The sequence below is a fragment of the Agromyces sp. GL_144 genome (assembly GCF_057834305.1).
Map to the genome: position 1 here is coordinate 2,570,478 of NZ_CM174399.1, position 12,838 is coordinate 2,583,315.

The window sequence follows — 12,838 nt, forward strand, 5'->3', positions numbered from 1 at the left end:
TCAGTCGGACTGCCGTGCGGGATCGGAGTGCTCGAGCTCGGCCCGCAGCCGTTCGGCGAGGGCGAGGTACGCGGGTGCGCGCTCCTCGAGCGGAAGCGCCTCGATCGCGGCGATGGCCGCGCGTGCCTCGTCGGATGCCTCGAACGGCGCGTCGTCAATGCTCACGCCACCACGCTACCCGAGGCCCCCGACGCCGAAGCGGATGGCACGGCCGATGCGCGAACGCCGAGCGCGAACACGACCCGAGGCGCACCCCAGCACGTCAGGAGTACAGCGACGCCGGAACGTCGAGCACGTGGATCGCCTGACCCGAGCGCCAGATCGCCGCGCAGGCCGCACGGAGCAGGTCGAGCTCGTCGTCCCCCTCGGCTTCGATGACCACGCGTCGCCCGTCGACTCGCACACGCGCACGACCGACCCGAAGCACGCCGCGCGCCTCCTCGGTCTCGGGGTAGGGCTCATGCAGCCCGCGCAGGTCGCCGAGGATGAAGTCCGGCCGGCTCGCGGCATCCGCGGCCAGCACCTGCTTGGCCCGATCGATGCCGGTGAGCACGAGCACGCTGGTCATGCCGGCGCGGTTCGCCCCGAGGATGTCGGTGTCGAGGCGGTCGCCCACCACGAGCGGCCGCTCCGCGCCGAAGCGGCGCCTGGCCTCGTCGAAGATCGGCGTCTCGGGCTTGCCGGCCACGAGGGGCAGCCGTCCGACGGCCGTGTGCACCGCCGAGACGAGCGTGCCGTTGCCCGGGGCGATGCCGCGCGCGACCGGGATCGTCCAGTCGGTGTTCGTCGCGATCCACGGGATGCCGGGCGCGTCCGACCCGGGACCGCCCGCGGCGTTCAGGGCGAACGAGGCCTCGGCGAGATCCTTCCACCCGACCTCGGGTGTGAAGCCCTGCACGACCGCGTCGGGCGCGTCATCAGCCGACCGCGTCACGCGATAGCCGCGTTTCTCGAGTTCGACGACGATGCCCTCGCCGCCGACGACCAGGACGAGCGCGCCGGGCGAGACCTGCTCGTCGAGCAGGCGCATCGCGGCCTGCGGCGAAGTGACGACATCGGCCGGCGCGACGTCGAGGCCGAGTTCCGAGAGGTGACGGGCCACGGATGCATCGCTTCGCGACGCGTTGTTCGTGATGTACCCGACGGCCATGCGCTGCTTCGCCAGAGAGAGGCTCTCGATGGCATGCGGAATCGCGCCGGCGCCGGCGTAGACGACGCCGTCGAGGTCGGCGAGCACGGCATCGGCGCCGTCGAGCGGCGCCGATCCGATGGGCTTCGAGCGGAAGAGTCCCACCCGCTACGCCTGATCCTCGTCGTCGCCCTCGGCGAGCACGGCGCGCACGTCGTCCTCGAGCACGTCGCCCGGGTCACCGAGTTCGTCGGCGTCGGCGTCGGCGTCCTCGACGGTGTCCGAGGCGGATGCCTCGTCCTCGACGTCGCCCTGATCCGAAGCGGATGCCTCGTTCTCGGGTTCGCCGTCCGCTTCGGTCTCGCTCGGAACGTCGTCGACGGTCTCGGTCTCGGTCTCGGTCACGTCTTCGGAGGAGTCGATGGCCGACCCGCCTTCGAGCTCCGGTTCGAGCTCGACCTCGTAGATCTCGACGAGGTCGAGTTCCGGGCCGCCGAGCGCGGCGTCTGCACGAGCCGAACGAGCGCGCCAAGCGGCGGCTTCGTCGGTGCGTCCGAGCTCCTCGAGCACCTCCGCGTACGCGGAGAAGAGGGCCGGGCTGTAGCTGAAGGCCCGATCGGGATCGAGCTGCGGGATCTCGAGCTCGGCCAGTGCGAGCTCCGCCTGGTCGAGGTCGAGACGTGCACCCGACATCGCGATGGCCAGGCCGACCTGCACGGCGGCCGGCAGCTCGCCGCGGTCGACGGCACGGCCCACCTCGAGCGCCCGGTCGGGGCGTCCGACGCCCCGTTCGCTGTCGACCATCAGCGGAAGCTGGTCGTTGCTGCCCGAGATGCGGCGGTAGGTGCGCAACTCGCGCAGCGCGAGCGCGAAATCACCGGTCGCGTACGCCGTGATCGCGAGCGTCTCACGCACGACCGCGACGCGGCCGGCGCGCCGTCCGGCCGACTGGGCGTGCTGGTGCGCCAGCTCGGGGTCGTCATCGAGGTACATGGATGCCGCGACGAGGTGCCGCGCGACCCAGTCGGCATTCTCCTTGCTGAGCGTCTTGAGCTCGGCTCGGGCGCCCTTGTCGAGGTCGCGCGCCTCGATCGTCTCGGGGATGAACGGGTCGTCATGATGCGCACGCACCGGCAGGCTGGCCGCGCCGGGCGAATCGCGACGGAAGTCGCGAGGCTCATTCGAGTCACGGCGATCGCCGGACGGCCGCTTGTTGTCGTAGGAACGCGGAGCACCGTCACGCTTCTCATACGGACGCGAGGAACCACCGTCACGCTTCTCATACGGACGCTTGTTGTCCCGATCACCGTACGACCGCGGAGCACCGCCATCGCGCTTCTCATACGGACGGGAAGAACCGCCATCGCGCTTCTCGTAGGGGCGCTTGTTGTCGCGGTCGCCATACGACCGCGGAGCACCGCCATCGCGCTTCTCATACGGACGCGAGGAACCACCGTCACGCTTCTCGTAGGGGCGCTTGTTGTCGCGGTCGCCATACGACCGCGGAGCACCGTCGCGCTTCTCATACGGACGCTTGTTGTCCCGGTCGCCGTAGGGCCGCGGCGCACCGTCACTCTTCTCATACGGACGCTTGTTGTCCCGGTCGCCGTAGGACCGCGGGGCACCGTCGCGCTTCTCATACGGACGCTTGTCGCCATCGCGCTTCTCATACGGACGCTTGCTGTCCCGGTCGCCGTACGACCGCGGGGCACCGTCACGCTTCTCATACGGACGCTTGTTGTCCCGGTCGCCGCTCGATCGGGAACCCTTGCCATCGTTCGCTCCACGTCCGCTGCTCTGCGGTCGCCCCTCGCCTCGGGGTGCGCGGTTGCGCTGCTCGCCCCTGTTCGTGTCGTCGTTCGTGTCGCTCACGATGTTCCCGTCGTCTGTGAAGTTGGTTCCGAACCACCGTACTGCGGTCGTCCGGAGGAAGCCTGTTAAATGCAGGAAGGCCACCCCGTTGGGGTGGCCTTCCTGGTAATGGTTGTCCGGCGGTGTCCTACTCTCCCACAGGGTCCCCCCTGCAGTACCATCGGCGCTGTCAGTCTTAGCTTCCGGGTTCGGAATGTGTCCGGGCGTTTCCCTGACGCTATGGCCGCCGAAACTCTTGCCACATCCTGCACCAACCCGTGTTGTGGGGTGGTGGGTGTGTAGTTTCGTGAACCCCCGCGCACCTGCCGGGTGACCTGTATCGGTGCCGGCGTGTGTTCGGGTGTTGTTCTGTATTGAATTTAGAACATGTGTTTCCGTCTGTTGGGAACCACAGAGTGGACGCGAGTCATCAGGCCACACACACGCCTTTTACGTGAATGCACTTTCGTGTGTGTGTAGTGAGTTTTCAAGTTATCGGCTTATTAGTACCGGTCAGCTCCGACAGTCGTTAGTCCTGTCTTCCACATCCGGCCTATCAACCCAGTCGTCTGGCTGGGAGCCTCTCCCCCAATGGGGATGGAAATCTCATCTCGAGGCCGGCTTCCCGCTTAGATGCTTTCAGCGGTTATCCATCCCGAACGTAGCTAACCAGCGGTGCTCCTGGCGGAACAACTGGCACACCAGAGGTTCGTCCAACCCGGTCCTCTCGTACTAGGGTCAGATCCTCTCAAATTTCCTGCGCGCGCAGAGGATAGGGACCGAACTGTCTCACGACGTTCTAAACCCAGCTCGCGTACCGCTTTAATGGGCGAACAGCCCAACCCTTGGGACCTACTCCAGCCCCAGGATGCGACGAGCCGACATCGAGGTGCCAAACCATGCCGTCGATATGGACTCTTGGGCAAGATCAGCCTGTTATCCCCGAGGTACCTTTTATCCGTTGAGCGACAGCGCTTCCACAAGCCACTGCCGGATCACTAGTCCCGACTTTCGTCCCTGCTCGACCTGTCAGTCTCACAGTCAAGCTCCCTTGTGCACTTACACTCGCCACCTGATTGCCAACCAGGTTGAGGGAACCTTTGGGCGCCTCCGTTACTTTTTGGGAGGCAACCGCCCCAGTTAAACTACCCACCAGGCACTGTCCCTGAACCGGATCACGGTTCGAAGTTAGATATCCAGAGTGACCAGAGTGGTATTTCAACAATGACTCCACCGACACTAGCGTGCCAGCTTCACAGTCTCCCACCTATCCTACACAAGCCACACCGAACACCAATACCAAGCTGTAGTAAAGGTCACGGGGTCTTTCCGTCCTTCTGCGCGTAACGAGCATCTTTACTCGTACTGCAATTTCGCCGAGTTCGCGGTTGAGACAGCTGGGAAGTCGTTACGCCATTCGTGCAGGTCGGAACTTACCCGACAAGGAATTTCGCTACCTTAGGATGGTTATAGTTACCACCGCCGTTTACTGGGGCTTAAATTCTCAGCTTCGCCTTGCGGCTAACCGGTCCTCTTAACCTTCCAGCACCGGGCAGGCGTCAGTCCGTATACATCGTCTTGCGACTTAGCACGGACCTGTGTTTTTAGTAAACAGTCGCTTCCCACTGGTCTCTGCGGCCCTGCAGCGCTTCCCCAAGCAAGTTGGTTCACGCCTTAGGCCCCCCTTCTCCCGAAGTTACGGGGGCATTTTGCCGAGTTCCTTAACCACGATTCTCTCGATCTCCTGAGTATTCTCTACCTGACCACCTGAGTCGGTTTGGGGTACGGGCGGCTAGAACCTCGCGTCGATGCTTTTCTCGGCAGCATAGGATCACCCACTTTTTATCCGCATCGTGTCTCAGCCATCATGAGCGACGGATTTGCCTATCGCTCGGCCTACGCACTTGCCCCGGGTCAACCATCGCCCGGGTTGGGCTACCTTCCTGCGTCACACCTGTTAATACGCTCACTCCACCAGATGGGGTCGCATGCCGCCTCACGATCGTCCCCGAAGGGATCCACGCGTCTTGGGATGCTTAGCACTCCTGATTTCATGTGGGCGGTTCTTCGCCGGTACGGGAATATCAACCCGTTGTCCATCGACTACGCCTGTCGGCCTCGCCTTAGGTCCCGACTTACCCAGGGCAGATTAGCTTGACCCTGGAACCCTTGGTCTTCCGGAGGACGGGTTTCTCACCCGTCTTTCGCTACTCATGCCTGCATTCTCACTCGTGTGGCCTCCACGGCTGGTTTACACCGCCGCTTCACTGCCCACACGACGCTCTCCTACCCATCAACACGGCTGGACCACGAAGGCCTACCATCAATGTCAATGCCACAACTTCGGTGGCGTGCTTGAGCCCCGTTACATTGTCGGCGCGGAATCACTTGACCAGTGAGCTATTACGCACTCTTTCAAGGGTGGCTGCTTCTAAGCCAACCTCCTGGTTGTCTGTGCAACTCCACATCCTTTCCCACTTAGCACGCGCTTAGGGACCTTAGTTGGTGGTCTGGGTTGTTTCCCTCTCGACGATGAAGCTTATCCCCCACCGTCTCACTGCTGCGCTCTCACTTACCGGCATTCGGAGTTTGGCTGACGTCAGTAACCTGTTGAGGCCCATCGGCCATCCAGTAGCTCTACCTCCGGCAAGAAACACGCAACGCTGCACCTAAATGCATTTCGGAGAGAACCAGCTATCACGAAGTTTGATTGGCCTTTCACCCCTATCCACAGCTCATCCCCTCCATTTTCAACTGAAGTGGGTTCGGTCCTCCACGACGTCTTACCGTCGCTTCAACCTGGCCATGGATAGATCACTTCGCTTCGGGTCTAGGACATGCGACTGAATCGCCCTATTCAGACTCGCTTTCGCTACGGCTGCCCCACACGGGTTAACCTCGCCACATATCACTAACTCGCAGGCTCATTCTTCAAAAGGCACGCTGTCACACCAACAAGGGTGCTCCAACGGTTTGTAAGCAAACGGTTTCAGGTACTATTTCACTCCCCTCCCGGGGTACTTTTCACCTTTCCCTCACGGTACTTGTCCGCTATCGGTCATCTGGGAGTATTTAGGCTTATCAGGTGGTCCTGACAGATTCACGCGGGATTTCTCGGGCCCCGCGCTACTTGGGATACCTCTCCGGCCGGCCAGGCATTTCGACTACGGGACTCACACCCACTCCGGTCCGCCTTTCAATGCGGTTCGTCTATACCTGACGCGTCACCGTGACTGATCGGCAGATCAGCCCGAAAGGTCCCACAACCCCGACCATGCAACCCCTGCCGGGTATCACACATGACCGGTTTAGCCTCTTCCGCGTTCGCTCGCCACTACTTACGGAATCACGGTTGTTTTCTCTTCCTGTGGGTACTGAGATGTTTCACTTCCCCACGTTCCCTCTACCCGCCCTATATATTCAGGCGGGAGTCACCAGGTCACCCAAAGGGCCTGGCGGGGTTTCCCCATTCGGAAATCCTCGGATCACAGCTCGTTTATCAGCTCCCCGAGGCTTATCGCAGATTACGACGTCCTTCTTCGGCTCCAGATGCCAAGGCATCCACCGTTTGCTCTTAGAAACTTGAAATCACATGAGTTCGATCGAATTCGTATCCGACACCGAAGTGCCGGAGAAATTGACCAGTGAATACGCCGAACAACACACCCGAAGGCATGCTCTCCAACGCTTCACCTTTTGTGAAACAGAACCGAAGTCCTGCTTCTAAGATGCTCGCGTCCACTATGTAGTTCTCAACAGACGGCCAGAACCCCCACACCCACCAGCACACAGCTGATCTCGGCGAAGGTCTGAAGAAACCATCACCCCCAACACTTCCGAAGAAGCACCAGGATTCGTCCGGTCCCTCAGGACCCAACAGCGTGCATGCACCCGCCCGGCCGGCACCAAACCATTCCAACCCCACAAAAGCGAGGCGTACTAGATCCGAAACCATTCAAACGAGCACCTATGTCAATGTTCCACCCATGAGCAACCAGCAAGCCACAAAGGACCTGATCTGGTCTGCACTGCAGAAACCCGAAAGCCTCTGAGTTGCTCCTTAGAAAGGAGGTGATCCAGCCGCACCTTCCGGTACGGCTACCTTGTTACGACTTAGTCCTAATCACCGATCCCACCTTCGACGGCTCCCTCCACAAGGGTTAGGCCACCGGCTTCGGGTGTTACCGACTTTCATGACTTGACGGGCGGTGTGTACAAGGCCCGGGAACGTATTCACCGCAGCGTTGCTGATCTGCGATTACTAGCGACTCCGACTTCATGAGGTCGAGTTGCAGACCTCAATCCGAACTGAGACCGGCTTTTTGGGATTCGCTCCGCCTTACGACATCGCAGCCCTTTGTACCGGCCATTGTAGCATGCGTGAAGCCCAAGACATAAGGGGCATGATGATTTGACGTCATCCCCACCTTCCTCCGAGTTGACCCCGGCAGTCTCACATGAGTTCCCACCATTACGTGCTGGCAACATGCGACGAGGGTTGCGCTCGTTGCGGGACTTAACCCAACATCTCACGACACGAGCTGACGACAACCATGCACCACCTGTAACCGAGTGTCCAAAGAGTTCCACATTTCTGCGGCGTTCTCGGTCATGTCAAGCCTTGGTAAGGTTCTTCGCGTTGCATCGAATTAATCCGCATGCTCCGCCGCTTGTGCGGGCCCCCGTCAATTCCTTTGAGTTTTAGCCTTGCGGCCGTACTCCCCAGGCGGGGCGCTTAATGCGTTAGCTACGACACGGAAACCGTGGAAAGGTCCCCACATCTAGCGCCCAACGTTTACGGCGTGGACTACCAGGGTATCTAATCCTGTTCGCTCCCCACGCTTTCGCTCCTCAGCGTCAGTTACGGCCCAGAGAACTGCCTTCGCCATCGGTGTTCCTCCTGATATCTGCGCATTCCACCGCTACACCAGGAATTCCATTCTCCCCTACCGCACTCTAGTCTGCCCGTACCCACTGCAGGCTGGAGGTTGAGCCTCCAGATTTCACAGCAGACGCGACAAACCGCCTACGAGCTCTTTACGCCCAATAATTCCGGACAACGCTCGGACCCTACGTATTACCGCGGCTGCTGGCACGTAGTTAGCCGGTCCTTTTTCTGCAGGTACCGTCAAGCCGAAGCCCTTCTTCCCTACTAAAAGCGGTTTACAACCCGAAGGCCGTCATCCCGCACGCGGCGTTGCTGCATCAGGCTTGCGCCCATTGTGCAATATTCCCCACTGCTGCCTCCCGTAGGAGTCTGGGCCGTGTCTCAGTCCCAGTGTGGCCGGTCACCCTCTCAGGCCGGCTACCCGTCGACGCCTTGGTGAGCCATTACCTCACCAACAAGCTGATAGGCCGCGAGTCCATCCCAGACCGAAAAACTTTCCACCCCAAACCATGCGGTTCGAGGTCCTATCCGGTATTAGACGTCGTTTCCAACGCTTATCCCAGAGTCCAGGGCAGGTTACTCACGTGTTACTCACCCGTTCGCCACTAATCCCCCAGAGCAAGCTCCAAGTTCATCGTTCGACTTGCATGTGTTAAGCACGCCGCCAGCGTTCGTCCTGAGCCAGGATCAAACTCTCCAAAAAAAATGGTTCCCAACACCCCAAAGGGCATCGAGGAGTTTGTTCACTGACAGAGAAACAACTGACTTCTAAAAATCAAATTGTCCATCAATCAAAGGAATCCATACCCACCCCAAAAAAGGGACAGGCTGGGGTTCAATAAATTGGCATTGAACATAGTGCACGCTGTTGAGTTCTCAAGAAACGGACGCACCCGACACAGACAACCCGCCAACCGCGGGCCCGACCTTCAGGGCAACCTGTCAACCATACCACCACAACCACCCAAACAAAACCAACCGGCCCTGCAAGAACAGCACCCCGAAAACCCAACCCAAAAGGCCAGACAAACAAGGAAGGTGAGAAGTTCAATCCTAGACTTGAAATCACCGAGTCGCAAACGCGCCTACGAGGTTATTTGGCTAGAATCTTCACCCAGCAACCAGACCGAAGCTTTCCGCTTCTCCCTGACCGCCGCGGCGACATGTATGAATCTACAAGCCCCCACCCCACCCACACAAATCCAACCCACATCCCGGGCGTGTCGCACCAACCCCACCACCACAAAACCCAGACCACGGTTGAAAAGCGCCCTGTCTGCGGCGAACCGGGGATTTGGCCATCAGCCCTTCGGGCCGCGAATCGGTCGATACAGATCCGCTCCGCGGCGTTGTACGAGGGCGTCCCCGAAGCCGATTCACTCGTGAGGGCCGGCGAGCTCCAGAGGCGCCGATCACGGCTTTCAGACGCGAAAAGGTGACGCGAAACGGCCCCGCTCCCCTGCGGACGCAGGTGAGCGGGGCCGTTTCAGACGGAAGTCGCCGGCTACTCGACGAAGACGCCGGCGAGGGTCTTCTTGCCGCGACGGAGCACGGCCATGCCGCCTCGGGGCACACGGCCCTCGATGGTCGCGGTCTCGTCTTCGATCTTGACGTTGTCGAGTGAGACGCCGCCCTGGGCGATGGCACGGCGGCCCTCGCTCACGGACTTGACGAGCCCGGTGTCGACGAGCAGCTGGGCGACCGGCGCATCGGGTGATGTCGTGGTGTTCGGCAGTTCGCGCAGCGCCGACTCGAGCATCGCCTCGTCGAGCGCCGACATGTCGCCCTGCCCGAAGAGCGCCTCGGAGGCCGCGATGACGGCGGCCGTGGCATCCGGCCCGTGCACCAGGGTGGTGACCTCGTTCGCGAGCGTGCGCTGCGCCTCTCGGCGGAACGGCTCGCTCTCGACGAGCGCCTCGAGCTGCTCGATGCGCTCGCGCGAGAGGAACGTGAACACCTTGAGCCGCGGGATCACGTCGGCATCGTCGGTGTTGAGCCAGAACTGGTAGAAGCGGTAGGGGCTGCACATCTCGGCATCGAGCCAGATGGCGTTGCCCTCGCTCTTGCCGAACTTCGTGCCGTCGGAGTTCGTGATGAGCGGCGTTCCGATGGCGTGCACGCTGCGGCCCTCGACCCGGTGGATCAGGTCGGTGCCGCTCGTGAGGTTGCCCCACTGGTCGCTGCCGCCGGTCTGCAGCACGCAGCCGTACTGGCGGAAGAGCTCGAGGTAGTCGAAGCCCTGCAGGATCTGGTAGCTGAACTCGGTGTAGCTGATGCCGGCGTCGGAGTTGAGGCGCGAGGCGACCGCGTCCTTCTTCAGCATCGTGCCGACGCGGTAGTGCTTGCCGATCTCGCGAAGGAAGTCGATGGCGCTGAGATCGCCCGTCCAGTCGAGGTTGTTGACGAGGCGCATGGCGTTCTCGCCCTCGACCGAGAGGAACCGGCTCACCTGCCCCTGGAGCCGGCCGACCCACTCGACCACGGTCTCCTTCGTGTTGAGCGTGCGCTCGGCCGTGGGCCGCGGATCGCCGATGAGACCGGTCGACCCGCCGACGAGGCCGAGCGGATGATGCCCCGCCAGCTGCAGCCGGCGCATGACGAGGAGCTGCACGAGGTTGCCCAGGTGCAGGCTCGGCGCGGTCGGGTCGAACCCGCAGTAGTACGTGATCGGATCGCCGGCGAGGAGGTCTTTCAACGCGGACTCGTCGGTGGAGACGTGCACGAGGCCGCGCCAGCGGAGCTCCTCCCAGACGTCTGCGAACGAGTCGTCGTTGTGCTGGGATGCGAGGATCACGGGGTCTGACACGGGAGCAAGGGTATCAGCGCTCCGACGCCCTGCGTTCAATGATGAAGCATTGATCGTCACCGATTCATCCTGTAGCATTGATTTCTAGAGATCAAGCTCAGGGACTTCATCAGCGGAGGTGCGATGTACGTCATCACGGCAGACCAGGTCGCGAGCCGGCACCAGCCCGACCGCGCCGCCACGCTCATCGGCGCCCTCGCATCACGGCACCGCGGCGCGCTGGCGCTGCCCGCCGACCAGACGGCGGGCGACGAGGTGCAGCTCATCACCGAGTCGGCGCCGGCCGCACTCGAGATCGTGCTCGACGCCACGCGCGACGGCCACTGGAGCGTCGGGCTCGGCGTCGGCGAGGTCCGCACCCCGCTTCCGGATGCCGCGCGCAAGGCGAGCGGAACGGCGTTCATCGCCGCCCGCGAGGCGGTCGAGGCCGCCAAGCGCGCCGACGGACGATTCGCGTTGCGCGAGGCATCCGCGGGTCGCACGGATGCCTCGCCGCATGGCGGCCTCGACGCGAGCGGGGTCGAGGCGCTCATCCGCCTGCTCGTGCTCGTGCGCGAGCGGCGCACCGATCCCGGATGGGAGGTCGCGGACCTCGCCCGGGCGGGTCACCTGCAGAAGGACATCGCCGCCATGCTCGGCGTGAGCGCCGCCGCGGTCAGCGCCAGGCTGAAGGCCGCGATGTGGCGGGCGGAGGCCGACGCCCTGCCCGCGCTCGAGCGCCTGCTGGCAGATCTCGACTCCGGCAGCGGACGCGCCGAACCGGCCTGACCCCCGCACGTCGGTCGTGCTCGCTACGCTGATCGGGTCCGCCCTGCCGGCCTCGCGAAGGAGCCCCGTGTTCGATCTCACCGCCGTCGCCGACACGATCGCGTCGACCGCGCTGCTCATCTCGCTCGCGGGTGCGGCGGCGATGTCGGTCATCGCCTACCTGCGGCCGCGGGCCGTGTTCGTCTGGATCGCCACGGGCGCCGTCGCGATCGCGCTCATGTGCGCCTCCGCACTCTCCGCGCCCGTCGCCTGGGGGTTCGCACCGCTCCTGACCGCCCTCGCGCTGACGGTGGCGGTCTTCGGCGGCAGTCCGGCCGCCGGCACCGCGCTGCAGCTCGCGATGGGCGCGAGCGTCTCGCCAGGCCTGCACGGCGGCATCCTCATCACGTCGAAGCCCGTCACCGACGCCGAACGGCAGGGCCTCGTCGCCGCGCCGAAGCAGGAGGTGCTGCGCGGCGGGTTGGTCATCGGCATCCTCGAACGCATCGCCACGACCGGCGCGATCGTCGCCGGATTCCCCGAGGCGATCGCCATCATCGTGGCCGTCAAGGGCGTCGGCCGATTCACCGAGCTCGAGGCCGCCGAGGCGCGGGAGCGATTCATCATCGGCACGCTGGCGAGCCTCATCTGGGCCTGCGCGGCCGGCCTGATCGTGCACCTCGCGGTTCGCTGAGCGGCCGTTCCCGGAGACCGGCGCCATGCCGTCGATTCAGTCGTGCGACCGCGCGTGGCGGCGATACGGCGAGACGCCGGGATCACCCGGAATCCAGAAGCGCCACGGGAACTCCGCTCCCCCACCGGGCCCGCTGATGCCCGTGCGCGGGCCGGACGCGAACGGCACCGCCAGCTCGGGAACGCGCACCGAGAACGGGGCCGCCAGCACGTCGGCACCGCTCGCCGCGAGCGGCACCCCGAGGGCGAGCGCGAGACGGGCCGGGCCACGGGCGAGATCACGGTCGGATGCCGCGGCGCGGCGCTCGCGCGCGAGTTCGAGCCCCTCGACGACGACGCCCCCGCGGAGCAGCACCCCCGACGCGGCGCCCTCGTGCCCGGCGACGATGTTGATGCACGTGTGCATGCCGTAGGTGAAGTACGCGTAGAGGTGCGCCGCCTCGCCGAACATCACCGACGTGCGCGGTGTCCGTCCGCGGAAGGCGTGCGAGCCCGGGTCTTCGCCGACGCCGCGATAGGCCTCGACCTCCGAGAGCCGCACGGCGACGCGGCCGTCGGGCGCCTCGTACGAGAGCACGGCTCCGAGCAGCAGCGGCGCCAGCTCGACGGGGTCGCGGGCGAAGAACTCCCGGCCGACGGCGACGAGCCCCGAGTCGGGCGCACCCGGTCTGTCGATGCGCGGCATGCCGCGACCCGGCCCGCCGCGCGGCGGGCCGTCGTCGAC

Annotated in this window: 7 protein-coding genes and 3 rRNA genes; 2 read left to right on the forward strand and 8 right to left on the reverse strand. The window is 63.6% G+C overall.

The genetic code is table 11. The annotated features are described in order from the left end of the window. From AC3IPY_RS11785 to tyrS, 7 genes are all read right to left on the reverse strand, one after another. Nucleotides 1–165 (reverse strand): hypothetical protein, encoded by a 165-nt coding sequence (locus AC3IPY_RS11785; protein ID WP_489184473.1) that lies wholly within the window; start codon nt 163–165, stop codon nt 1–3. Between the two features lie 97 nt (nt 166–262). Then, nucleotides 263–1,294, reverse strand: a complete 1,032-nt coding sequence (locus AC3IPY_RS11790) for an HAD-IIA family hydrolase (protein WP_489184474.1) — start codon at nt 1,292–1,294, stop codon at nt 263–265. 3 nt (nt 1,295–1,297) lie between these two features. Next, nucleotides 1,298–3,085, reverse strand: coding sequence for a tetratricopeptide repeat protein (locus AC3IPY_RS11795; protein ID WP_489184475.1), 1,788 nt, complete (start codon nt 3,083–3,085; stop codon nt 1,298–1,300). Nucleotides 3,086–3,115: 30 nt separating this feature from the next. Beyond that, nucleotides 3,116–3,232 (reverse strand): 5S ribosomal RNA (rrf, locus tag AC3IPY_RS11800). A 231-nt stretch (nt 3,233–3,463) separates the two neighbouring features. Further along, nucleotides 3,464–6,568: ribosomal RNA gene (locus tag AC3IPY_RS11805) — 23S ribosomal RNA — on the reverse strand. Between the two features lie 476 nt (nt 6,569–7,044). Then, a 16S ribosomal RNA gene (locus AC3IPY_RS11810) occupies nt 7,045–8,571 on the reverse strand. The 16S, 23S and 5S rRNA genes sit together here, the layout of an rRNA operon. An 801-nt stretch (nt 8,572–9,372) precedes the next feature. After that, entirely contained in the window at nt 9,373–10,674 is a 1,302-nt protein-coding gene (gene tyrS, locus AC3IPY_RS11815; protein WP_489184476.1) for a tyrosine--tRNA ligase, read from the reverse strand. A gap of 123 nt (nt 10,675–10,797) precedes the next feature. Here tyrS and AC3IPY_RS11820 point away from each other — a divergent pair, with 123 nt between their 5' ends. After that, the gene (locus AC3IPY_RS11820; RefSeq protein WP_489184477.1) at nt 10,798–11,442 is read left to right on the forward strand and encodes a DNA-binding protein; all 645 of its coding nucleotides are present in this window, start codon (nt 10,798–10,800) and stop codon (nt 11,440–11,442) included. A gap of 67 nt (nt 11,443–11,509) precedes the next feature. Next, entirely contained in the window at nt 11,510–12,115 is a 606-nt protein-coding gene (locus tag AC3IPY_RS11825; protein ID WP_489184478.1) for a hypothetical protein, read from the forward strand. Between the two features lie 36 nt (nt 12,116–12,151). On the opposite strand, the gene AC3IPY_RS11830 is transcribed toward AC3IPY_RS11825, so the two are convergent. Further along, on the reverse strand, nt 12,152–12,799 hold the full coding sequence (locus AC3IPY_RS11830; protein ID WP_489188315.1) for a DNA-3-methyladenine glycosylase: 648 nt from the start codon (nt 12,797–12,799) through the stop codon (nt 12,152–12,154). Nucleotides 12,800–12,838 lie beyond the last annotated feature (39 nt).